Here is a 23,943-nt window from a genome sequence, read left to right on the forward strand (position 1 = left end):
GCCTCGCGGCACGGGAAACGAAAATCTCCCATGACACGAAAGCAGGCTCCATTGCCGCTTCAGCCGAATACGCCATTGTATTCGCGATTGATTAACCCGAATATATTATGAAACGATCGACGTGTCAATATATATAACATGAAAAAATGAAATATCTTTTCGCTCGACACTCCTCTTTCTTTTGTGTTATAAAAAAGTAACGAAGAAAATGTGTCGCCTTCCTTTAGGAATGGCGAACCGATAGGAGAGGGGGGCGTCGATGCGTTCATTGCTCGTTGTTCATAACCATCCGACTGCCGCCGAGCGGCTCGAATCCGCAGCTTCGAGGCAGCAGCTCCCGGAAGCCGTCATGCGCGCGGCCGGTTATACCGTAGCGACGGCGCGGGGGGAAGAACAGGCGCGCCAGCGAATCGCGGAAGCCGACGCCTTGATCCTCGATCTGCCCATCCCGGATATCGAAGCCTGGAGCCGAAGCGTACTCGATTGGAAAGTCGTGCCGATCCTGTGGTGGTGCAGCGAAGCGACCGCGACGCTGTCCGTCGAAGCCTGCGAGGACGGCGTGATGGCCGACGGCGTGCTTAGCGCATCGATGCGGCCTACGGACATTCATTGGACGCTTCAGTTCGGCGCCAAGCAATGTTTCGAGCGCCAGCAGTGGCATCTCGAACGCCGACAGCTGCTCGCCAAGATCGAAGAGCGCAAATGGATCGACATGGCCAAGGGCATTTTGTGCGAAGTGAAGAACATTACCGAGACCGAGGCCTACGACATCCTGCGCAAGCAAGCGATGAACGAACGCAAACGGCTCGTCGACGTCGCGACCTCCATCGTCAATGTCTACAATCTGCTGCAAGAGCAAAAACAAGGGAGGACGAAGCGATGATCCAGCTGCTTAAGGAAGTCGCCCGCGGCAAGCGCGGCGCCCGCGACCTGACCTACGACGAAGCCGTTCTGGCGGCGGAAGCCATCCTGACGCAGGAAGCGACGCCGGCGCAGACCGGCGCCTTTTTTTATCGCGGAGCGCATTAAAATGGAAAGCGTCGACGAGCTCGAGGCGTTCGTCCGGGTATCGCGCGAGCACGCGCGCCGCGCCGAGGGCCTCGGCATCGGCCTGGATTGCGCAGGGCCTTACGACGGCCGCAAAACGTCCTTTTACGCGACGTTTCCGACCGCCTTCCTGCTCGCGGCGGCCGGCGTGCCGACCGCATTGCACGGGACAGCCTCCCTTCCGCCCAAATGGGGCATCACGCTGCAGGATATCGTCTCGTGCGTCGGCATTCGAGCGGCAGACTTGACGCCCGAGCGGTCGCTGCTCGCTCTCGAGCGGTCCGGCGTGTTTTTCGCGTCTACCGAAGCGTGGTGTCCGCCGCTCGGCCGGCTGCGCCAGATTCGCGAGGAGCTTGGCATGCGCACGGTGCTCAACAGCGCGGAAAAGCTGCTCGATCTTGGCATGTCGCCGCGCATCGTATTCGGCGTTTACCATAACACCGTGTTCGACCGGCTCGCCAGGCTGTTCATCAAGCTCGGCTACGAGCAGGCGCTTATCGTCCAGGGCGCGGAAGGTTCGGAAGATTTGCACATCAACCGCCCGACCCGAGCTTATTTGGTGGAAAACGGCGAGTTCCGTCTGCAAATCTTCGATCCCGAAACTTACGGCATCGACGCCGAGCCGCCTGAGCGGACATGGACGCCCGCGGATCAGCTGGCCGTCGCGGAGGCGGTGCTTCGCGGAGATGCCGATCTGGCATACACGAACCAGGTGCTGTTCAACGGCGCCGTCCGGCTGCACCTGGCCGGGAAGGCCGAGTCGGTCGAGCAAGGGCTTTACGCCTGCAAGGCGCTGCTCGACGGCGGCGAGGCGCTGGCAACGTATCAGAGCTGGAGGACGGCGCTGCTCGAGCCAATGGGCACGACGCCCGAGGCGGCGGCTTCGCGCTGAGTAGCCGCGGGACAAAGAGACGCTCCTTTTTCCGGTTGCCGGAGGAAGGAGCGTCTCTTTGTCTTTAGAGCGGCAGATTGGGCGCATCCGCCTGTTATAGGAATGGCGATGGCCTGTAGAGTAGCTTTTTGCCCTTACAGCATCATTTGGTCGTGGCACGAGCCTGTAGAGTAACTTTTTGCCCCTACAGCATCATCTGGGTCGTAGCGCGAGCCTGTAGAGTAACTTTTTGCCCCTACAGCATCATCTGGGTCGTGGCGCGAGCCTGTAGAGTAACTTTTTGCCCCTACAGCATCATCTGGGTCGTAGCGCGAGCCTGTAGAGTAACTTTTTGCCTTTAAGGCATCATCTGGGTCGTGGCGCGAGCCTGTAGAGTAACTTTTTGCCCTAACCGGCACCTTCTGGACCGGTCCGGCACGTGCGGAAATGGGTGAATCGCCTGCTCAACGGCAGACGATTCACCCATCTTTTTATTGACCGCGCGCGTAGACGCGGTACAATAGCACGGCCGCCTCCGCGCGGGTCAGCTCGCCCTGCGGCCGCAGCTTGCCGCCGGCGCCTTGCAGCAGGCCGGCGCCCACGAGCGCCGCGAGATCGGGTCTCGCGTACGCGGCCGCATCGGATGCGTCGGCGAACGCCGCCAGCGCCGCGGCGTCGCCGTCAGGCAGTCCCGCGCCTGTGCCGCGGAGCGCGCGAGCGACCAGCGCCGCCGCTTCCTGGCGGCTGACCGCGCCGCCCGGCCGGAACCGGCCGTCGCCGGAGCCGCCGGCGATGCCGAGCGCCGCGCCGATGCGAACGGCGTCGGCATAGTACGCGCCTGCCGCCACGTCCGCAAACTTGGCGGCTCCGTCGTTCTGACCTGCAGCCGCGTTCGCGTCACCCGTCTGCTCGTTCAATTCGAGCATCCGTACGAGCAGCAGCAGGAAGTCCGCGCGGCTCACCTGCGCGCCAGGGTCGAAATGGCGCCCGTCGCGTCCCTCCGCGATGCCGCGAGCCGCCAGCGCCTCGACGGCTTCGCGCGCCCACTCGGCCCGGCCGAGATCGTCGAAGCGCCGGTCGACATAAGCGACCGCGTATTCGCTGAAATGCGTCGTCCGGAAAGTCATGACGCCATGCGCCGCGTCATATCGTCCGCTGACGACCGGGTGCGCCATCCCTTGTGCGTCGATGTAGCGGATCGTCAGCTTACCAGGTTGTGCGGCTTCGCTCGATGCAGGCGTGTACGGGACGGAGATGACGGCAGGCGATTTGCCGTTGCTCCAGGAGATCGGCTTGCCGCCGGACACCAGCGACACGTCGATGGCCGGACGTTCGCCGACTAGCGCCCGCAGCTCCCCGCTCCAAGCCTTCCGATCGGCCGCCTCCACGATTAACGTCACCTTACCTTCCGTCACGCCCGCCAACGCGCCGCCGCTAAGCATATCGCCGGTCGCAATGACTGAACCGATCGGCGTGAAAAGCTCAAGCCGTCGGGCGGCACCGCCCTCCGCCAGCGCGCTCGCAGGCAGCTCGACCGCATAGCCGGATGCCCCGGACACGCCGGACAGTACGATCTTGACCAGCTTAACGCCATCATTGCCGTAAGCCTGGGCCAACGCGTCCGCTCCGACCGAAGCTCGCGCGATACCGCTTGCCGCATCAAGCGTTGCCGCCGGCGTGAGCGTGACCGTCCCGGCTGCCGGCGTCGGTGTCGGCGATGCGGTCGGTCCATTTGTCGCGGGCGGAGGCGTAGGCGTCGGTGTCGGCGTAGGCTGCCCGCCCTCCTCCTCCAATGCATCCAGCTCCGCGGCGAGCGCCGTCCGATCCGCGCCCTCCGGCAGCAGCGCCACGAAGCCGCGCGCCGCGTCGATCGACGTTGCGTCCTTCTTCGCCTTTGCCTCGTTCACGGCCGCCTGGGCCGAAGGCAGCGACCATTCGCTGAAGCCTGCCGTCCAGCAAATACAAGTCGCCGAACAGCGTAAAGTCCTTGCTTGCGCCGATGCCCTGATTGTATTCCATGTAGCCTTCGCGTCCGCTGCCGTCGTTCTCGTTCAGGAGCAGCGTGAACCCGAGCGCAGCCTGCGGGTCAAAGTCAAAACCCGCGCCGTGCAACTGGTCCAGCGGCATCGCGATCGCATACCGCGTCGCGCCCGCTTCCGCGTCGCGGGTCACCGTCGCTTCGACGTCCGCGCCGAGCGCGCCCGTCTGCAAACCATCCGGCGCCTTCCAGCGCCACTTGACGACGCTGCCGTCGTCGCGCAAGGCGAAGCCCAGCTCGCTTACCTGCTTGCTCGCCGCGCCGGCCCCTCGATTCAGGTCGATGCCGAGCTGAATGCTGTCGCCCTGCCAAATATCGCCGCCGCCGTAGGACTGCTTGTGAACGTCGTCCCTCACAATAATGTCGAAGTACAGCTTTTCGTCATCCCAAGCGACGCCCGCGTCGGCGCTCAGATCCGCCGCGCCGGATCGTCCGCCGCCGGCGTATTCGTCCTGCGCGGACAGATCGATCCGCGGCGCATCCGATGTGTCACCCGTCATAGAACCGCCGAACGTCTGCGCGAGCTTCACCGAAGACAGATACGTCCTGCCGTCGTCCAGCGTCACTTTGAACTTCAGCGAAGCGGCCGCCAGGTACGGCAGGTCGATCGCCGTGCTGTCTCCGTAAGCAACGCCCGCAAACCGGATCGGCTTCAGCAGCGCAGCATAAGCCGAAGGCTGCACGAGCTCGATCTTGCCGGACAGCGCCGCCGAATCGGTCGCGTTGGACAGAACCAGCTTCGCGTTCGAACGCTCTTTGTGCGCCGGGTCGAGCGCCGTCTTTTCAAGCCTCAACGCCACCGGTACAAGGTTGGAGCCGCCGACCTTGACGCCGGCTTCGTTGACGAGCTGGAGGCCGCCCTTGAACAAATTGTTCGTGATCGTCATCCGCTCGATATCCGGTCCCGCGTACACATGCGTCGTGCGCGGCTGCTGGAAGTAAGAATCGTAAAGCGCGACGTCGCCGCCGAGCGCATTGATTCCCTTTTCGCCGACCGTCGTGAAGTTGCTCTGCTGCATCCGCAGCCGTCCCGAACGGATATCGACCGAACGCGACGTATCGCCCCACATCGAGGTGTTGAAAAACCGCGCGGTCGCGTCGAAGCCGTCCTCCAGCGTAATGTAAACCTTGTCGGTCGAGCTCATCGACACGAGCTCCGTGTTGACGAACGTCAAGCCCCCCTTCGCCGGCGCCCTCCAGATAAACGCCCTTCTTGCTCCCGTCGGTACCGTGGCCGAGCACGGTCGCGACCGGCGCGCCGCCGCTCTCCGAGGCGAAGTGGATGCCGTACTGGGAGCCGTAGACGAACGTGTTGAAGATCGTCTCCCCGTCGACATGTCCGATGCGGAACGCGTCCAGATGCTCCTTCTGGTAGCTCCATACCTTGTCGAAGTCGGCGTCCGTGGACGGATGGTTCGGGTAGTTGTTGCGTCCGTAATAATGCGGGTTGAACTGCACGTTGCGCATGAAGCCGCCTTCGGCGCCGCCGCCGAGATAGATGCCCTCCCTGAGCGGAGAGCCCGCTACGTAGTCGATATAATGGCCGCTCGTGTCGTAGGTGCCAAAGTCGATGCCCTGATAGGAATTGATCAGCGTCGTATCGATCGCGTAAACGCCGTGCCCCTCGCCGCGGATCGTCCAGGCGTAAGGCTTGACGTTGTTCCAGTCCTGCTCGTCATAGTAGACCGACAAGCCGCGTACGCCCGCGAAAGCCTTCAGCGTGATCAGCGCGGTCGCGCCTTCCGGCGCCCCCTGGCCGTAGCGGGTGAACAGCACCGTGCCGCCGCCGATCGTATGGTGCGGCACGTCCCAGGAGCCGCGCAGCTCGACGCCCGAAGGCACCGACAGCGGCGAGTCGACGCGGTAGATGCCCGCCGGCAAATACACGGTGCCGCCGCCTGCGCCGCCCGCTGCGTCCAGCGCCTGCTGGATCGCGGCCGAAGCGTCAATCGCGCCGGCCCGGTCGGCATTGTACGGCTCGGCCGTCGCGTCGAACAGTTGCCGGTTCGCCGGCTTGGGCCTGGCCGCCGTGTCGGTCGGGATCTCGCCGGGCAGCCGTTCGAGCGTATAACTCGCGTTGTGCGTGACGTTAACCTCCGCAGCCTGGCTATCGTCCGTCACCTGCAGACTGCCGTCCAAGCCCGAATTCACCGCGTTCAGCGACTGCGCCGCGCCCGTCAGCTTGACCTGCTTCGCCGCGCTCGCGAAGATCGATTGCCCGAGGATCAGCGATCCGCCGCCAAGCTCGATCGCATAGCGGCCGTTCGCTTCGTCCCATCCCTCGAACGTCCCGTTTTCGAAAGACAGCACGCCGCTGCCCTCGCTGACGACCGCGCTTCCGCCGCTGCCGTCGACCTGGACCTCCTGGAATTGCGCGATCGCGTGAAAGCCCGCGGTCGCGTAGATCGCGGCCGGCGAGCCGCCGACGCCCGCCGCGAAGCTGCTGCGCGTCACCAGCAGTCCGTAATCGTTGACGCCTTCGATCTTCAGCCCGATCCGGCTGTCGCTCACATGAACGTCGTACAGCTGCGCGTTCGCCGTCTCGGCGGAGCCGGTGCGCGTCGTCACCCGCATGCCGTTGTCGAAGCCCGACAGGCGAATGTCCGACATGTACTCCCAGTCGGAACGGCCCATCACGATGCCTTCGGCGTGCGTCGTCGTATAGGCGCGCACCTGCCCCGCGTCCGGCGCGCCCGCCAGCCCCGATGTCGCCCAATAGGACGGCGCGAGCCGGATGCCTTCAAGCCTGCCGATATCGGTCGTGAAATCAAGGAAGATACCGGTATGAAGCACGGTGCCGAACAGGTTTTTCACATAGTGGAGCTCGTTCCATTCCGGTCCGATCTTGATGCCGCCATAGCTGTTGACCAGCGTGATGTTCGCCATCGTCGCGCTGTCGCCCGGCAGCTGCTCGAACGTCCACGGGTACGCCGCAGGCGCATCGATGGACTGCTCCGGATACCACACCGACAGGTTCGTGACGCCGCTCACCGGCTGCAGTTGGATAAAGCTCTCGCCGTCCGCCTGTCCCCGTCCGCCGTAGGCCGCCAGGACGGTGCCTTTGACCTGTCCGCCCGCCGCGTCCGGGCTGATCCAGTCGCCGCGCAGCGTCACGCCGGTCGGCACGTTCAGATGACCGTTCAGCCGGTAGGTGCCGGCAGGCGCGAACACGACGCCGCCGCCGTTGCCGCCGGCCGCATCGAGCGCCGCCTGGAACGCGGCGGTATCGTCGCTGGCGCCGTCGGCCTTCGCGCCGAAGTCGAGGACGCTGAAGTCCGCGATCACGACGTCATCCGTCGCGAACTGCGTATCGTACACCTTCGTCTGCGTCGCCGTCGACGACCGCGCGACCTTTTTTGACCGATACGCGCGCCACGGTCAGATCCGGATTATTTTCCGGATTGCCGCCGCCGCTGATGCCGATACGGAAGTCCGAGCCGTTCGTCCGGTTGGCGAACTTGGCGTCGATGAGCTTAAAGGTCTTTGTCTTCCACTGTCCGCTGTTGCCGTACGTGAACAGCGGCGCGTCTTTAAATGCCGCCGACAGCGCGTCGTACTGCAGCACGAAGCTGCCGCCGCCTTGGTCCAGGTACTCCACGGTCACGTAGACGTCCTTGTCCGCATTGTCGTACAAATAGGCGTCGTCCACGTTCATGTACAAATAAAGCGTGCGGTCGCCCGGCGCGCCGCGATTCGTTTTCCAGTAACCCTTGCCGTCCAGCGTCCCCTTCACGAGACCGGACTCGTTGTCCCCGCCACGTCCGGCGATGCCGTCCTCGATCGCCGTCTCGCCGAGCGCGATGCTCGCTTCGTCCGCCGCGGCCGCCTTCAACGTCTTGGTGACGACGACCTTCGCGAGCTTCAGCTCCGCATTGGTCTGCCAGCTCGCGCCGCCGCCTTCGATGCCGAGACGGAAGTCCGACCCGCCCGTCCGGTTCGCGAAGTTCGCGTCGGACAGCTTGAACGTATGCGACTTCCAGGCGCCCGCATCGCCGTAGCTGAATAGCGGCGCGTCCTTGAAGCCGTTGCCTTCGCCCTGCGCGTCATACTGCAGGACGAGCTTGCCGCCGCCCGCATCGTAATAATCGACCGTCACTTCGACGTCGTACGCCGCCATGTTGACGGAGTAGCCGTCGTCGACGTTCATGTAGAAATACAAAATCCGCTTGCTCTCGTCGTCCGCGGACCGGTTCGTTTGCCAGTATGCGCGGCCGTCCAGCTCTCCCGCGACAAGCCCCGCCGGATCTCCGTCTCCGGGCCGCGCGGAGATGCCATTCTCATCCGGCACGTCTCCGAGCAAGATGCTAACGCTTTCATTTCCCGACAAATCACCCGCCGGAATCTCCGCGGCGCTTGCCCGCCCCTGAAGCTGGGCCGGCGCATGTCCCGGCCAGCTGCCGAGCAGCAGCAGGACCGCCACCCATCCCGATATCCACGAACGCCACGCGTTTTTCGTATAGCTTCGCATTCCTCTATCCCTCCAATGCCTGTTTTGGACAAAAGAAAAGGAAGCCCCCCGCGAATCATCGACCGCTATGATGAGTTCGAGGCGGGCTCCCGCCATTCATAAGCTTATTACTTCTTGGCTGCGAGGAAGGCGTCGACCTGCTTTTGCGTTTCCGCAAGGATTTTGTCGAGGCCGTTTTTCTTTTGCTTCTCGATATAGTCGTCGACCGCTTTTTCCGGGTCCTTCACCGTACCGAATTCGATCGGCTTGTTGAATTCCTCGATCGCCTGGTCGCGTTTGGCCAGCTCGTTTTTCATCGGCTCCTCGGACACGAACAGCCCGTCGAGCGGCGAGTTGACGTTGATCGGCTCGCTGGCGAACTCCGCCTCGTGCAGCCAGAAGTCCTTCGGATAAGTCGACGTCGGACGCATGAACTGCGGCTTCCAGAACGCCCATTGGCCGCCCCACTCCATGTAGTTGCTCGTCGTCGTGCTCATGCCGTCGGGATAGACGGCCGTGTCGCCGTCAAGCTTGTAAGTCTTGCCCTCGATGCCGTACTGGACCAGATCGTACAGCGTACGGTCCGTCTCGATCATGTCGAGGAAGCGCAGCACGCGGTCCGGATGCTTGGAGTTGCGGTTGATCGCGGCGACGTTGGCGAGCGGCGTGCGGTTGACCTGCTTCTTGTCCGGATAGATCAGCGACGAGTCCAGCTTGAACGACGGGTCTGAAAAGCCCGGATCGGCGTTAACCCATTCGTGCGAGGTGAGCGTGAATACCGCTTTGCCGTTGCGCCATTCGGCGGCGCCGTCCGTCTTGTCGATCATCGCGTCGCGGTTGATCAGCTTCTCGTCGTACCATTGGCGCGCCTTGACCGCGGCTTCCCTGTAAAACGGCTGCTGCTCGATCGGTTGAATCTTCATCGACGGATCGCTTAAGTAGTAGCCGAGGCCGTGCTGGTTCAGGTCGATCCACTCTTCGCGAATCTTGATGAGCGTCAGCGGGCCGGTGCGGTTCAGCTTCATGTTCGGATAGGCCTTACGCAGCTCGCGCAGCAGGTTTTCCGTATCCTCGATCGTCTTGACCGAGTCCTTTGCCACGTTGATGCCGGCCTTCTCGGTCAGATCCGAGCGCCAGGTGACGAATTGCCGCTGGTTCATCTTCATCGTCCACGGCAGCCCGACGATATTGCCGTCGATCGTCGCCGCGGAAAGCGTGCCCTGCTCCTCGTATTTCTTGTACAGATTCGGCGCGTACTGCGGCAGCAGGTCGTTCAGCGCCATGTAGGAGCCTTTGGCCGCCATCTGGTTGTAGGACAGCCAGTCGCCGTCGAAGTTGAGGTCCCAATTGTCGCCGGAAGCCGCCATGACGAGCATCTTGTCCTTGAAGTCGTTAAACGGGATAAAGTTGATGTCGAACTTGACGTTCAGTCCCTTGTCTTTGACATAGTCGCTGATCTTGGACCATACTTCGTCGGTCGCCGCCTTTTTTGTCGCCGCCGAAGTAGAACTTGAGCGTGACCTCGTCCTCCGCCTTGGCCGTCGCGCTTGGACTCGCCGCTCCGCCGGCGCTGGAACTTGCGCCTGCCGTCGCCGTGCCCGACGGACTTGCGTTGCCGTTGTTGTTATTGCCTCCGCAGGCCGACAGCATCGCGCCGAGCAGCATGACGCCGGCGAGTACCGCGGTAGCCGATTTCCCCTTTCGCATGTGAACCTCTCCCCTTAATTGTGAGATATATACTATCACGGCCGGAGCCGGTATAGTCAACCTTTGACCGCGCCTACCATGAGGCCCTTAACGAAATAGCGCTGCACGAACGGATACAGGAAGATGATCGGCCCGATCGTAATGACGGTGAGCGCCATCTTGATCGATTCGGACGGGATCGTCGCCGAGATCTGCTGCATGGCCGCGGCGTTGCTGGAGCTCTTGAGGAACTCGACGTTGGAGACGAGGGTCCGCAGCAGCAGTTGCAGCGGCTGAAGCTCCTGCTTGTCGATGAACATCAGGCCGAGGAACCAATCGTTCCAGTAGCCGAGAGCGACGAACAGGCCGACGGTGGCGAGCACCGGCACGGACAGCGGGGCGATGAGGCGGAAGAAAATCCGGTATTCGCTGGCGCCGTCCATTTTCGCCGATTCGTACAGGTCCTCCGGGATCGCCATCATGAAGTTGCGGATGAGGAACATGTTGAAGGCGTTCGCGAGCGGCGGCAGGATCATCGCCCACAGCGTGTCCTTCAGATCGAGGTACCTCACGCAAATGATGTACCAGGGCACGAGCCCTCCGCTGAACAGCATCGTGATGATGACGTAGATGGACAGCACGTTGCGGTATTTGAAAGATCGCCTCGCCATGACGTATCCGCCCATGCCGTTCACGATGATGGAGAGCACGGTGCCGATGACGGTGACGAGAATGCTGATGATATAGGCGTCGACGATCCGGCTCGAGCCGAGCAGCAGGATCTTGTAGGAGCTCAGCGTGACGTGGCGCGGGATGAACGCGTAGCCGTAGTTGACGATGTCGTTCTCGGTGCTGAGCGAGCCGGAGACGACCATGATGAACGGGAACAGGCACGCCAGGCTGAACAGCAGGACGATCGCGCCGATCGCTGCCTGGCTTAGCGAGAATCTTCTGGTGAGCATCGTTATCAGCCTCCTTGCCGAAATTGCGTAATCGCGGTTATTGCCGCTGCCTTCGTCGCCGCCGAAACGGCACTGCCCGGCCGGGATCAGAAAATCGCCGAGTCTCTGTCGATCCTGCGGGCAGCGTAGTTGCTGGACAGCACGAGCACGAAGGCGACGACGGACTGGAGGAAGCCGGCCGCGGAGGCCATGCCGATATCGCCGGATTGGCGAAGGCTGCGGTAGACGAGCGTATCGATGACGTCGGTCGTCGGGAACAGCAGCGTGGCGTCGCCGACCATCGCGTAGAACATGCCGAAGTCCGCATTCATGATCCGTCCGATCGCGAGCAGCGTCAGAATGACGACAGTGGGACGCAGCATCGGCAGACTGATGTAGCGGATCTGCTGCCACCGCGAAGCGCCGTCGATCGAGGCGGCTTCATAATACGAGTTATCGATGGAGGTGAGTGCGGCCAGGTAGATGATCGTGCCGTAGCCTGTCACTTTCCAACGGATCGCGATGGTCAGGATGATCGGCCACAAGCCCGCTTCGCTGTAGAAGTCGACGGGTCCCGCGCCGATCCATTCGAGAAACCGGTTGACCGCGCCCGTCTCGTAGTTGAGCAGGTTGTAGGTGAATACGCCGACGACGATCCAGGAGATAAAAAACGGCAGGAACGTCAGCGATTGCGTCACCCGCTTGAAGTACTTGTTCCGCAGCTCGTTCAGCATAAGCGCGAAACCTACCTCGAAGACGAGTCCGACCGCGATAAAGAGCACGTTGAGCAAAATCGTGTTGCGAACGGCGCGGAAGGCGGCGTCCGAGGACAGCAGGTAATCGAAGTTGTTAAAAAGCGGGTCCATCCAGTCGCTTCCGAAGATGCCCTTCTGGAAGTCGAAGTCTTTGAACGGGATGATCAGGCCGGACAGCGGCAGGTAGCAAAACAAAAACAGCAGCGTCGCGACGGGCAGGAACATGACGAGGAGCTGATGGTTTTGCGCGAGATCCCGGACGAGTCCGTTTCGGCGTTTCATGCGCATGTTTCCTTTCTGTTTCGTGATACCTTCATGATAAAGGGGAGCCGTCCGGCGTTCCATGAGCGGATCTTATCCTTTGCGGTCCCTGAATGTCCTGTTCCGACAAAAGCGTCCGACAGCCATTTCGATGGCATGTCGATGGCATGCCGATCGATGATCCAATCGAGAGACACGCCGATCGCAGGCCGATCGATGCCGATCGATGACACATCTTGCAGCCGCACCGACAGGTCGTTCAATCATCGCCCGCTTCGTTCTTTCGCAGAAATGCCTGCAAATATACATCCTTTTTTTGCCGATGTCGCTCCCTTCGTACAAAAAAGGATGCAAAAATGCAGTTATTTTCCTCTCATAGCCCGATTTAAGGCATCTGCTTCGAAAATACCTGCATATTTGCATGTATTTCATCGAGTGTCGCGGGGCGGCAGAAAATACGTGTACATAAAGTCAATTTCATAATTCAAACCCCTTGCTACGACTGACTTTTTTTGGCGCACCAAAAGAGGAGTACCTCCCCACATTCTCGAAATTAAGGTTAGCCACCCAAAACGAGAAAGAAAGGAAGTACTCCTACGATACCAATTCGACAGGAAGAGCTCTTTTCCTTTGAGACCCTTCTAAAAATGTCCCCGGCGTCAAAAGACGACCTCATTTTGGAAGAAGTTCCTATTGCGAAAATCTTGTACGCCATCAGTAGCTTCAAACGACGTGGTCGGCCCGAAAGCTTGAACACCAGAGCGATGATCTTTTCGCTTATCCTTTGCAAAATCGAGCATATTCGCTTCATCAAGGACCTGGTCAACCGTCTGAAAAGCAGTGCAGAATTCAGATTGCGCTGTCACTTTACAGGCTCTGATCGGGTACCGAGCCAAGCCGCCTATTCCAGGCTTTTCACCAAACTTCAGCAGTCCGGTATCCTGCATGAGGTCATCGATATTACGGTGGATGCAGCGATTACAGAAGGCTTCCTGAAAGGTGAAAGCATGGCGGTGGACTCTTCGCATGTGGAAGCCTTTGACCGAAACCCCAAAATTGACGCGTCTAAACCGGCCCCGTCCATTCTCCCCAAGGAGGTAGAAGACAGCGAAGAGCCTGCTTTTCTGGACGCCGTCAGCCATGTCCCGCAGCCAGCCCCCAAGCCCGAGAAACCCAAGCGTGTCAAACGCGGGCGCGTCCCCAAAGCCGAGGAGGCCGCGTGGCGTGCGCAAGTCGAGGCCTATGAAGCTTCGTTAACACACTTCGAAAAGGAAGTTGCGGGGATGTTGTCTTGCAGCTACGAGGAACTCATCGCGGACATGCCGACCTATCCAAGTGTAGGAGCAAAAGGCGATCCCCGCGGAAGCGGACGCGTAAAATATTGGTACGGCTACAAGCTCAATTTGTTAGTGGATTGCCAGAGTCAGTATATTGTGACTGGCGTAAACTGCTCGGCTCATGTAAACGACCAACGTCCGGCGATCGTGCTGCTTAAACGATTAAAAGAGCGGTTCCCAACACTCCAGCCTAAGTACGTGTTAGGCGACAAAGGTTACGATAGCGAGCCCGTTTACCAGCAAGTTAGAGATGTAGGTGCATGTTCGCTTATTCCGCTTGTTCATCGCACCAAACTGCCGGATGGTGTAGATAAGCACTTGCGCCCAACGTGCAAACAAGGTCATTCGTACCGCTACGATAGCTATGATGCGACTCGGGATACTGTTAAATTTGTAGCACCCAAAGAATGCGCAGCCTGTCCGTTTCAAGCCGACGGCTGCCAAAAGGTGATAAAAAAAACAAGTAAAAGAGGATGTTCGTAGATATACTGCACCTGGGCGAGGCAGTGAAAAGTTCCATCAATTATTTAAACAGCGGACCGCGGTTGAGCGTGTCTTTGCCTATTTAAAACTTTATCTGGAATTAGGCACGACGCGAAAGCTTAAAAGACGTGCATTCGTAGATATGGACTTAAGTTGTCTCACATACAATGTATGCAAACTTGCAATAGATAAATTAAACAAGCGCATCCGCGAAGCAAAACCAGCCGCTTAACCTCAAAAAAAAAGGACTTCCCCAACATTGGCCTCATGCTTGGCTCCATCACCAAATGAATTCTGAAATTGACTTCATATGCAGGTTTTTACGTGCCGCCAAGTATCCGAGAAGCCCTGACACGCCGAAACCACGTTGCCGAAATTGCGTTGCTAATACTGCGCTGCCAAAACCGCGCTAGCCTGTCCACGATTCGCCGCCGCCCGAGACCGTCCGAGTCAGAAAGAAGGCAATTCTTCCAACGCCTACTTCGCACAAAAAAAAGAGCCGCCCTATTCGGGCCGGCTCTTCTCTTCTTCGTCCAGTATCGGGTGCCGCAGCGCGATCTTCGTGCCGAACTCGGGCCCCGTCTCGATATGCAGGCGGTAGCTTTCGCCGAAATATAGCTTCAGCCGGTTGTTGACGTTGCGCAGGCCGACGCCCTTCGCGTTCGCCGTGCTGCGGCTGCCGGGCGGCTCCTCCGTCTCGAGCTTCGCGAGCGCTTCGGGCGGTATGCCGCCGCCGTTGTCGATAATGTCGATCGCGATATCGCCGCCCTCCCGGCTGGCGGAGATCAGAATTTTCCCGCTCTCGAAGTCGTTGCGGATGCTGTGCTGGATCGCGTTCTCGACGAGCGGCTGGAGCAGCAGCCGGAGGAAGGGCAGCTCCTTCAGCTCGTCGTCGACGCCGTACAATATCCGGATCGGCCGTCCCATGCGCGCCTGCTCGATCTGGACGTAAGCTTTGACCTGCTCCAGCTCCCTGCCCAGCGTCGTAATCTCCTTGCCCTGATTCAGGCTGAGACGCAGCAGGTTGCCGAGCGCGGACACCATCTTCGCGACCTCGCCGGCGCCGTGCTTTTCGGCCTTCCAGCGGATCGACTCGAGCGTGTTGTACAAAAAGTGCGGATTGATCTGATGGCTCAGCACCTGGAATTCCAGCTCTTTTTTTGTCGCGCTCGGCGCGCGAGGCTTCGACGATCAATCCTTCGATCTTGCGGATGAGGCTGCCGAAGCCCCGGTACAGCCAGCCGACCTCGTCCTGCCTGCGGGACGGCGGGATCTGCTGCTGGTAATCGCCCGACTCCAGCTTGCGCATATAACGGACCAGACGGACGATCGGCTGCGTGAAGGATGCCGTAATGTACAGGACGACGCCGACACAGCACAGCAGATAACCGATCAGGAAGTAGACGATCGCCCGGTTGATCTCATCGATCGTGCCGGTCAGGTCCTTGAGCGGCGTTAAGCTGACGATCGCCCATGGCTCGTTGTCCATGCGGACGAAGCTTGCCAGATACTTGCTTCCGTCGAGCGCGATCGTTTTCTCCCCTTCGCTGCCCGTGCGGAACTGCTCGACGAAGCCGGACGAGGGAAACGCCGCGCCGGTCCACCCGTTTTCGAACGAGTCGTACAGCACGACGCCGTCTTCGTTCCGAAGCAGCAGGAGCCGCTGCTCGATCATCTGCCCGCTGGGCGAGAAAAATCGCTTGAACTGGTCCTCCGACAGGTCCGCGGCGATGATGCCGCGCGGCGTCTGATCGTACAGCCCCGAAAAGCGTTTGACGTAGGAGAGGAGCGGACGCTCCAGCCGCCCCTTCTCCGGCAGCTTCAAGTACCAGGAAGGGCTGACCTGGGCGGCCGATTGGCGGAACCACGCCTGCATCCCCACATTGGGCTCGCCGATCGTACTGAGATAATCGCCGTACCGGTCCGGATCGATCGGATACACGCTCACCCGGAAGGCATCGACGGCCGGAGTTCGCTGGTACAGCCAGGTCAGCAGGTCGACCGTGAACATGTCCTCGCCGGGCCCGCCCCCGGCAGGGGCGAGCAGCTCCTGCAGACGTTTGTCCCCGATCAGGTCGTTGACCTGCTCGTTCAGCGCGCTCAAGTAATTTTGAAAGTTTTTGCGCGCCTGCAGCAAGTAGTTGTTGGTCATCGACAGGTTCGCGTTCGAGATTCCCTCGATCGACTTGACGTGCGCGTAATAGGCGAACCATAAAAAAAGGGACGACAATGATCATGAAAAAGATCAGTATCATCCGGTTGCGAAGCGACGAGGCGAGCCGCAGCGAGATCGCCTTACTCATCCGCGATGCCCTGCAGCCTGCGGTACTCCTTCGGCGTCAGTCCCGTCTGCCTTTTGAACACTTTGGTAAAATGCACCGGGTCCTTGTAGCCGACCTGCGCGGATATCTCGTAAATTTTATATTGCACGTCCGCGAGCATCCGCTTCGCCTTCTCCGTGCGGATGTCGGTCAAGTATTCGAGAAACGTTTGGTGCATTTCCTTCTTGAACAGCTTGCTCAGCCAGACCGGGGTCACATGCACCTCGGCCGCCACGCTCGGCAGCGTAAGGCTCTCTGCGTAATGCGCGCGGATGAACTTGTCCGCCTCCTGGATGATCTGGCTCGGCGGCGCCGCATGGCTGCGGAAGTCTTCGGCCATGGCCAGCAGGAACTGTTCGGACTGCTCGCGCAGCGATTCCAGCGTGTCGAACTTCTCGAGCCGTTCCCAGACGATGACCGGATTGCGCTCCCAGGAACGGTCGGTCCAGCCGAGCGCGGCCGCCTTTTTGAACAGGCTCAGCAGCCACTCGAAAATCCGCTGCTGCGTGTCCCGGATGTGACCGGCGCCCCAGCACCGCACCATCTCGACGAAGCGGTCCATCGCCGAGCGGATGTCCTCGTCCGTGCCGTACCGGACCAGATCCAGCACCTCGTCCGCCTGCGCGATCGACGGCACATCCCGCTCCGCCTCGTTCTCCCAGCCGAGACTCGTCAGCGCGCGATTGCCGCCGTAGACGGCCTTTTGCATCAAAATGTCCTCGGCCTCCTGATACAGTGCATGCAGACGCTTCGCATCGCCGCATCCCGAGCTGATCGCGACGCTCACGTTCACCTTGACATATTGGTTGACGCGCCGGATCAACAGCCCGGCGAGTTCCTTGGAAGCCTCGTGCCAGCCGTTATCCGGGCATTGCAGCACGATCGCCCAGCGGTTTTTTCGGTCGGGGACGAGGACGAACGGATGCGGCATGTCCTCCTCGAGCGTCTGCTTGGCGACGTTGCCGATGCCGAACAAAATGAGCTCCTTGGCGAGCTGCGAGCCTTCGCGCGTCTCGATCGATCTCAGGTCGTCCACCTCGACGAGCAGGAGCGCCAGATGGCCGCCAAGCAGCCAGTCCAGCTCCAGCGTCCGCAGCCTGTGCGCGATCCGCGTCTCCCGGTAAGGGTCGTACGGCACCTCGATCAGCTCGCGTACGACCTCATCCCGCATCTTCGGCAGGGCGGAGGACAGATCGCTCTGCAGCCGGCTCTGGCGCTCCCGCTCGGCCCGCTCCTTGCGCAGCTGGCCGATCGTCCGCGTGACGATCTCGCCGAGCTCCTCTGCGTTGATCGGCTTTAAAATATAGTCCATCGCGCCGAGCTTCATGGCCGTCCGCACGATGTCGAAATCGTCGTACCCGCTGATGACGATCCCCTTCCAGCCGCCCGGACGCTCGGCAGACAGACGCTCGAGCAGCTCGAGTCCCGACATGCGGTTCATCCGGATATCCGTCACGACGAGGTCCGGCATCCGCGCTCTGGCGATGGCCAGCGCCGTATCGCCGTCGTCCGCGACCGCCGTCTCCTCGATCCCGTAGTCGGCCCAGGGGATTTGCGTTCGAAGTCCTTCCCGAATCTCCAGTTCGTCGTCCACGATCAGAGCCAGCATGACGCTCTCCCCTTCCCGATGAATCCGCTTTCGTCAATTGCGTACATTCGTCAGAAAAGCATACGCTCGCGGCCGCCAAAGCGCAATGTGCATATCTTAGCTTTTATAGTGCGATTGTATCTCGATTCTGAAATGCGTGCAGGCGACAGCCGCTGAAGCGATCGGTAGGGAACGGTAGCGGGCAGTTGCCGACGGCTGCCGGCGGGTTTGGGCGGGTATGGGCGGCTTCGGGCGATTGCAAAATCGATGGACGGCGCCTCTTTAACGATTTACAATGGTAAGCAAGAGACGAAGCACGTCCCTCTTCATTCCGCGCGAATGGAGACGGGGCGTTTTTTTTGATTTTATTTTAAGGTGAAGGGTTGATTGGCGAATGATGAACTTCGAGCAAGCGCATGCCGCGTTTATGGAATACCATTTGACCCGGCGGACCGGGGAACGCAGAGGCCGGCTTGAACGCGGACACCGGGAGGCGGAAAAGTTGTTTTGCAAAAACGTATGGTGGCGGCTCCGCGGCGATTTCGACGGACTGCATCCCGAGTACGAGGTGATGGATTGGCGGGGCATATCCTACTTTTGCGACTTTGTCTGGATTTTTCTGAACGTCAAATTCGTCTTCGAAATTAAAGGCTTCGGCCCGCACGTACGGGACATGGACCGTCAAAAGTATTCCAATGAGCTCAACAGGGAAACGTTTCTGGGCGCAATGGGCTACCAGGTCGTTTCCTTCTCGTACGACGACGTAGTGGCCCGGCCGGACCTGTGCGTCACGCTTGCTGCGCATGTTCATCGGCCGCTACCAGTCAGAGGCAGCACCGATCGGTCTGGACGGTCTCGCGGAGCGCGAGACGATTCGACTTGCATGCGCGCTATCCAGGCCGCTGCGTCCGATCGACGTCCAAGAGCAGTTGCAGGTCAACCATCGCATCGCCGTCCGGACGCTTCGTTCGTTAAGCGAAAAAGGATTATTTACGCCGCTGTCGGGAACCCAAGGCAAACATATTGTGCGATATGAAATGAATCCGGCTGCTCTTCGGCTGCTGTAAGAACGTGGGTAGGGGTGGTGGGAATTGCGATTGAATTGGCGCAGAGACGACAGGTTGGAAAAACTCGCAGGGTTGATGCGGGCGGGATGTTCGTGCGGGCGGGAAATTCGTGCGGGCAGGATGTTCGTGCGGGCGGGATGTTCGTGCGGGCGGAATGTTCATGCTGGCGGGATGTTCGTGCGGGCGGGATGTTCTTGCGGGCGGGATGTTCTTGCGGGCGGGATGTTCTTGCGGGCGGAATGTTCATGCTGGCGGGAAATTCGTGCGGACAGGATGTTCATGCTGGCGGGATGTTCATGCGGGCGGGATGTTCGTGCGGGCGGGATCTTCGCGAAAATGGCGGTTTGTGCGAACGGCGTTCGAGAGAAACGGGTGTGTCAAATCGAAAGACTTGTTTTCTCAGCGTTCTTGGTGAGGACGCCGAAGCGTGCATTGTAAGTAAGCGTTGGCGTGTTTCTTAGAAACCTGCAAATAAAGTCAATTTCAGAATTCATTTGGTGATGGAGCCAAGCATGAGGCCAATGTTGGGGAAGTCCTTTTTTTTGAGGTTAAGCGGCTGGTTTTGCTTCGCGGATGCGCTTGTTTAATTTATCTATTGCAAGTTTGCATACATTGTATGTGAGACAACTTAAGTCCATATCTACGAATGCACGTCTTTTAAGCTTTCGCGTCGTGCCTAATTCCAGATAAAGTTTTAAATAGGCAAAGACACGCTCAACCGCGGTCCGCTGTTTAAATAATTGATGGAACTTTTCACTGCCTCGCCCAGGTGCAGTATATCTACGAACATCCTCTTTTACTTGTTTTTTTATCACCTTTTGGCAGCCGTCGGCTTGAAACGGACAGGCTGCGCATTCTTTGGGTGCTACAAATTTAACAGTATCCCGAGTCGCATCATAGCTATCGTAGCGGTACGAATGACCTTGTTTGCACGTTGGGCGCAAGTGCTTATCTACACCATCCGGCAGTTTGGTGCGATGAACAAGCGGAATAAGCGAACATGCACCTACATCTCTAACTTGCTGGTAAACGGGCTCGCTATCGTAACCTTTGTCGCCTAACACGTACTTAGGCTGGAGTGTTGGGAACCGCTCTTTTAATCGTTTAAGCAGCACGATCGCCGGACGTTGGTCGTTTACATGAGCCGAGCAGTTTACGCCAGTCACAATATACTGACTCTGGCAATCCACTAACAAATTGAGCTTGTAGCCGTACCAATATTTTACGCGTCCGCTTCCGCGGGGATCGCCTTTTGCTCCTACACTTGGATAGGTCGGCATGTCCGCGATGAGTTCCTCGTAGCTGCAAGACAACATCCCCGCAACTTCCTTTTCGAAGTGTGTTAACGAAGCTTCATAGGCCTCGACTTGCGCACGCCACGCGGCCTCCTCGGCTTTGGGGACGCGCCCGCGTTTGACACGCTTGGGTTTCTCGGGCTTGGGGGCTGGCTGCGGGACATGGCTGACGGCGTCCAGAAAAGCAGGCTCTTCGCTGTCTTCTACCTCCTTGGGGAGAATGGACGGGGCCGGTTTAGACGCGTCAATTTTGGGGTTTCGGTCAAAGGCTTCCACATGCGAAGAGTCCACCGCCATGCTTTCACCTTTCAGGAAGCCTTCTGTAATCGCTGCATCCACCGTAATATCGATGACCTCATGCAGGATACCGGACTGCTGAAGTTTGGTGAAAAGCCTGGAATAGGCGGCTTGGCTCGGTACCCGATCAGAGCCTGTAAAGTGACAGCGCAATCTGAATTCTGCACTGCTTTTCAGACGGTTGACCAGGTCCTTGATGAAGCGAATATGCTCGATTTTGCAAAGGATAAGCGAAAAGATCATCGCTCTGGTGTTCAAGCTTTCGGGCCGACCACGTCGTTTGAAGCTACTGATGGCGTACAAGATTTTCGCAATAGGAACTTCTTCCAAAATGAGGTCGTCTTTTGACGCCGGGGACATTTTTAGAAGGGTCTCAAAGGAAAAGAGCTCTTCCTGTCGAATTGGTATCGTAGGAGTACTTCCTTTCTTTCTCGTTTTGGGTGGCTAACCTTAATTTCGAGAATGTGGGGAGGTACTCCTCTTTTGGTGCGCCAAAAAAAGTCAGTCGTAGCAAGGGGTTTGAATTATGAAATTGACTTTATATACATCTTTTTTTGATTCATTCACTCTTATTCGTGAACCTTCTGTTCGAAAGCCTGCATATTTGCAGGAATTCAATATGTCGTCGGGCTTTGACATCACAAGCCTGCAAATTTGCAGGCTTTTATTCGACGTGCTTCGTACAGTAAGAACTCCAAAAAAACCTCTACCACACTACCATACAAGTATGGTAGGATGTTTTTGCAAGCCCGAAAGGAGTCATGCTGCCATGTATACGAACGGACGCGCACAGGAGCCATCGGCGCGGGAGACGGTCTACGCGAAGCTGAAGGAGCAAATTCTGAATCTGGAGCTGGCGCCCGGCACCGCCCTGTCCGAGAAGGAGTCGTCGCTCGTGCTCGGCGTCAGCCGGACGCCGGTGCGCGAGAGCTTCGTGCGCCTCGCCCAGGAGGGACTCGTCCAGGTGCTGCCGCAGCGGGGGGACGTTCGTCTCGCTCATCGATCCGGCGCTGGTCGAGGAAGCCAGGTTCATGCGCGAGCATCTCGAGCGAGCCGTCGTCAGGCTCGCCTGCGCGCATTTTCCCGAAGCGCATCTGCACGCGCTCGAGGACAATCTGGCCTTGCAACTGAAGAGCATCGAGCGTGCGGACGACCGCCGTTTGTTCGAGCTGGACGAAGCGTACCACCGGATCTTGTTCGACGGCTGCGGGAAGCTCAATACGTGGCGCGCGATCGGGCAGATGAACGTGCATCTGAACCGCAGCCGGATGCTGCGGCTCGTGGCGGACCGCCATTGGCAGCATCTGTACGAGCAGCACGAGACGATTTTTCGGGCCGTCAAGGAAGGCGATGCCGACCGGGCGGAACGCATCATGCAGGAGCATCTGCTGCTCGGCGTTCGCGATCTGGCGCATCTGATGGACAAGTTTCCGCAATATTTCATATCGGGAGGAGACGGCAAGCCATGAGAATGACGTTCCGCTGGTTCGGCACGGGCAACGATACGATCTCGCTCGCGCAGATCCGGCAGATCCCGGGCGTCGAGGGGATCGTATGGTCGCTGCACGACATGCCCGCAGGCGAAGAGTGGCCGATGGAGAAAATTTTGGCGTTACGGGACGAAGCGCACGCGGCCGGTCTGAACATCGACGTGGTCGAAAGCGTGAACATTCACGAGGACATCAAGCTCGGACTACCGAGCCGGGACGTCTACATCGAAAACTACAAGCGAACGCTGGAGAAGCTCGGCCAGGTCGGCGTCAAAGTCGTCTGCTACAACTTCATGCCCGTGTTCGACTGGCTGCGGACCGAACTGCACAAAGAGATGGAAGACGGCTCCACCGCTCTCTTTTACGAAAAAAGCCGGATCGACAACATCGACCCGTTCGAGCTGGTCCGTCAGATCAACGAAAACTCGGAGCTAACGATGCCGGGCTGGGAGCCGGAGCGGCTGTCGCATCTGACCGCTTTGTTCGAGGCTTATAAAGACGTCACCCAGGAGGATCTGTGGGAAAACGTTCGCTACTTCCTGGACGAAATCATTCCCGTGGCGGCCCGGAACGGCATCAAAATGGCGATTCATCCGGACGATCCGCCGTGGCCCATCTTCGGTCTTCCGCGCATCATGACGAGCCAGGCCAACTTCCGCCGGTTCCTCGCGCTGCACGACAGTCCGTCCAACGGCATCACGCTGTGCAGCGGCTCGCTCGGCGCCAACCCGGCCAACGATATCGTGTCCATGATCCATGAGTTCGCGGACCGCATTCCGTTCGCCCATATCCGCAACGTGCGCGTGTACGAAAACGGCGACTTCATCGAAACCTCTCACCGGACGCAGGACGGCTCCGTCGACATCGCCGGCATCGTGAAGGCGTACCACGACGTCGGCTTCACCGGCTATGCGCGGCCGGACCACGGGCGCCATCTTTGGGGCGAGGTATGCCGTCCCGGCTATGGGCTGTACGATCGCGCGCTCGGCATCATGTACCTGTGGGGACTGTGGGATGCGGCGGCGCGCGCGGCAGCCGACGCCAAAGCCAAGGAGGCTGCCGTATGAGCGCGAATCTTCTCCCGATCCATGAATCGCTCGCCGGCAAGGTCGCCGTCATCACCGGCGGCTCCGGCGTTCTGTGCAGCGTGATGGCGAAGGAGCTCGGCCGGCAAGGCGCCAAGGTGGCCGTTCTGAACCGGACGGTAGAAAAAGGCGAGCAGGTCGCTGCCGACATCCGCGCGGCGGGCGGCATCGCGATCGCCGTCGCCTGCGACGCCACGGACGCGGAGAGCGTTCGCGCCGCGGAAGCTGTCGTCTCGCGGGAACTGGGGCCTTGCGACATCCTGATCAACGGCGCGGGCGGCAATCATCCGAGCGCCAACACGACCCAGGAGATTTTCCGCCCCGAGGACCTCGGGCAAGAAGGCGTGACCACCTTCTTCGACCTCAGCGCAGCCGGCTTCCGGGGCGTGCTGGACCTGAACTTCATGGGGACGCTTATCCCGTCCCAGATCTTCAGCCGGTCGATGGCCGAGCGAGGCGGCGGCGTCATCGTCAACGTCTCCTCGATGAGCGCCCCGTCCCCGTTGACCAAGGTGCCTGCCTACAGCGCCGCGAAGGCAGCCATCAACAACTGGACGCAGTGGCTCGCCGTGCATCTCGCCGAATCGGGCATTCGCGTCAACGCGCTGGCGCCGGGCTTCTTCCTGACCGAGCAGAACCGCGCGCTGCTCAAAAACGAGGACGGCTCGCTGACGGAGCGGTCCGGCAAGATCATCGCGCACACGCCGATGCGCAGGTTCGGCCAGCCGGAGGACCTGCTCGGCACGCTGCTCTGGCTCGTCGACGACGCGGCGTCAGGCTTCGTGACCGGCGCGTTCATACCGGTCGACGGCGGTTTTATGGCATACGCCGGCGTGTGACGACGAGCTTGCGTCTCTTGCATGGAGGGCCGGCGCAGCGCAATTGTTGTTCTGGTTGGGACTTCCTTATCGAGCGTAATCGAGACAAGGCTGGG

The 23,943-nt window shown here is 59.8% G+C and carries 18 protein-coding genes and 3 pseudogenes; 7 read left to right on the forward strand and 14 right to left on the reverse strand.

Features of this window, described 5'->3' with window-relative positions:
- Positions 1 to 259: 259 nt before the first annotated feature.
- Together OMP40_RS00160 and OMP40_RS00165 are read left to right on the forward strand one after the other, a co-directional pair.
- Positions 260 to 883 (forward strand): ANTAR domain-containing response regulator, encoded by a 624-nt coding sequence (locus OMP40_RS00160; protein WP_277528196.1) that lies wholly within the window; start codon positions 260 to 262, stop codon positions 881 to 883.
- Positions 880 to 1,939: pseudogene (locus OMP40_RS00165) on the forward strand (anthranilate phosphoribosyltransferase). The gene OMP40_RS00160 and the pseudogene OMP40_RS00165 overlap by 4 nt, the downstream one beginning before the upstream one ends.
- Before the next feature lie 470 nt (positions 1,940 to 2,409).
- Here OMP40_RS00165 and OMP40_RS00170 read toward each other — a convergent pair.
- From OMP40_RS00170 to OMP40_RS00210, 9 genes are all read right to left on the reverse strand, one after another.
- Positions 2,410 to 3,360 carry an S-layer homology domain-containing protein gene (locus OMP40_RS00170; RefSeq protein ID WP_338131004.1) on the reverse strand — a complete coding sequence of 317 codons (951 nt, stop codon included), beginning with the start codon at positions 3,358 to 3,360 and terminating at the stop codon, positions 2,410 to 2,412.
- 217 nt (positions 3,361 to 3,577) lie between these two features.
- Entirely contained in the window at positions 3,578 to 4,843 is a 1,266-nt protein-coding gene (locus OMP40_RS00175; RefSeq protein ID WP_277528197.1) for a sugar-binding protein, read from the reverse strand.
- Positions 4,740 to 7,274 (reverse strand): glycosyl hydrolase family 28-related protein, encoded by a 2,535-nt coding sequence (locus OMP40_RS00180; protein WP_277528198.1) that lies wholly within the window; start codon positions 7,272 to 7,274, stop codon positions 4,740 to 4,742. The genes OMP40_RS00175 and OMP40_RS00180 overlap by 104 nt, the downstream gene beginning before the upstream one ends.
- The gene (locus OMP40_RS00185) at positions 7,246 to 8,424 is read right to left on the reverse strand and encodes a hypothetical protein (protein ID WP_277528199.1); all 1,179 of its coding nucleotides are present in this window, start codon (positions 8,422 to 8,424) and stop codon (positions 7,246 to 7,248) included. Before OMP40_RS00185 ends, OMP40_RS00180 begins: the two co-directional genes overlap by 29 nt.
- A gap of 107 nt (positions 8,425 to 8,531) precedes the next feature.
- Entirely contained in the window at positions 8,532 to 9,860 is a 1,329-nt protein-coding gene (locus OMP40_RS00190; protein ID WP_277529151.1) for an extracellular solute-binding protein, read from the reverse strand.
- Complete coding sequence (locus tag OMP40_RS00195) at positions 9,796 to 10,110, reverse strand: hypothetical protein (RefSeq protein ID WP_277528200.1); 315 nt, start codon at positions 10,108 to 10,110, stop codon at positions 9,796 to 9,798. The genes OMP40_RS00190 and OMP40_RS00195 overlap by 65 nt, the downstream gene beginning before the upstream one ends.
- Positions 10,111 to 10,166: 56 nt before the next feature.
- Complete coding sequence (locus OMP40_RS00200) at positions 10,167 to 11,051, reverse strand: carbohydrate ABC transporter permease (RefSeq protein ID WP_277528201.1); 885 nt, start codon at positions 11,049 to 11,051, stop codon at positions 10,167 to 10,169.
- A gap of 86 nt (positions 11,052 to 11,137) precedes the next feature.
- On the reverse strand, positions 11,138 to 12,067 hold the full coding sequence (locus OMP40_RS00205) for an ABC transporter permease (protein ID WP_254639560.1): 930 nt from the start codon (positions 12,065 to 12,067) through the stop codon (positions 11,138 to 11,140).
- Complete coding sequence (locus OMP40_RS00210) at positions 12,064 to 12,309, reverse strand: hypothetical protein (protein WP_277528202.1); 246 nt, start codon at positions 12,307 to 12,309, stop codon at positions 12,064 to 12,066. Before OMP40_RS00210 ends, OMP40_RS00205 begins: the two co-directional genes overlap by 4 nt.
- A gap of 414 nt (positions 12,310 to 12,723) precedes the next feature.
- Here OMP40_RS00210 and OMP40_RS00215 point away from each other — a divergent pair, with 414 nt between their 5' ends.
- A complete protein-coding gene (locus OMP40_RS00215; RefSeq protein WP_277528203.1) occupies positions 12,724 to 13,866 on the forward strand; it encodes a transposase in 1,143 nt (380 codons plus the stop codon).
- A 504-nt stretch (positions 13,867 to 14,370) separates the two neighbouring features.
- On the opposite strand, the gene OMP40_RS00220 is transcribed toward OMP40_RS00215, so the two are convergent.
- From OMP40_RS00220 to OMP40_RS00235, 4 genes and pseudogenes are all read right to left on the reverse strand, one after another.
- A complete protein-coding gene (locus OMP40_RS00220; protein WP_277529153.1) occupies positions 14,371 to 15,006 on the reverse strand; it encodes a sensor histidine kinase in 636 nt (211 codons plus the stop codon).
- 118 nt (positions 15,007 to 15,124) lie between these two features.
- Positions 15,125 to 16,018 (reverse strand): annotated as a pseudogene (locus OMP40_RS00225) (cache domain-containing sensor histidine kinase); the annotation flags it as partial.
- 143 nt (positions 16,019 to 16,161) lie between these two features.
- The gene (locus OMP40_RS00230) at positions 16,162 to 17,796 is read right to left on the reverse strand and encodes a response regulator (protein ID WP_277528204.1); all 1,635 of its coding nucleotides are present in this window, start codon (positions 17,794 to 17,796) and stop codon (positions 16,162 to 16,164) included.
- Between the two features lie 349 nt (positions 17,797 to 18,145).
- The gene (locus OMP40_RS00235) at positions 18,146 to 18,580 is read right to left on the reverse strand and encodes a hypothetical protein (protein WP_277528205.1); all 435 of its coding nucleotides are present in this window, start codon (positions 18,578 to 18,580) and stop codon (positions 18,146 to 18,148) included.
- On the opposite strand from OMP40_RS00235, the gene OMP40_RS00240 reads away from it, so the two are divergent.
- On the forward strand, positions 18,570 to 18,842 hold the full coding sequence (locus tag OMP40_RS00240; RefSeq protein ID WP_277528206.1) for a hypothetical protein: 273 nt from the start codon (positions 18,570 to 18,572) through the stop codon (positions 18,840 to 18,842). The two genes, OMP40_RS00235 and OMP40_RS00240, sit on opposite strands and share 11 nt — an antisense overlap.
- Before the next feature lie 548 nt (positions 18,843 to 19,390).
- Here the strand turns inward: OMP40_RS00240 and OMP40_RS00245 are convergent.
- On the reverse strand, positions 19,391 to 20,794 hold the full coding sequence (locus OMP40_RS00245; RefSeq protein ID WP_420871864.1) for a transposase: 1,404 nt from the start codon (positions 20,792 to 20,794) through the stop codon (positions 19,391 to 19,393).
- Positions 20,795 to 21,203: 409 nt separating this feature from the next.
- On the opposite strand from OMP40_RS00245, the pseudogene OMP40_RS00250 reads away from it, so the two are divergent.
- From OMP40_RS00250 to OMP40_RS00260, 3 genes and pseudogenes are all read left to right on the forward strand, one after another.
- Positions 21,204 to 21,903 (forward strand): annotated as a pseudogene (locus OMP40_RS00250) (GntR family transcriptional regulator).
- Positions 21,900 to 22,991 carry a mannonate dehydratase gene (gene uxuA, locus OMP40_RS00255; RefSeq protein ID WP_277528208.1) on the forward strand — a complete coding sequence of 364 codons (1,092 nt, stop codon included), beginning with the start codon at positions 21,900 to 21,902 and terminating at the stop codon, positions 22,989 to 22,991. Before OMP40_RS00250 ends, uxuA begins: the two are co-directional and overlap by 4 nt.
- Complete coding sequence (locus tag OMP40_RS00260; RefSeq protein WP_277528209.1) at positions 22,988 to 23,848, forward strand: SDR family oxidoreductase; 861 nt, start codon at positions 22,988 to 22,990, stop codon at positions 23,846 to 23,848. Before uxuA ends, OMP40_RS00260 begins: the two co-directional genes overlap by 4 nt.
- Positions 23,849 to 23,943: the final 95 nt, after the last annotated feature.

It is taken from the genome of Cohnella rhizosphaerae (genome assembly GCF_029525575.1).
GTDB lineage: Bacteria > Bacillota > Bacilli > Paenibacillales > Paenibacillaceae > Cohnella > Cohnella rhizosphaerae.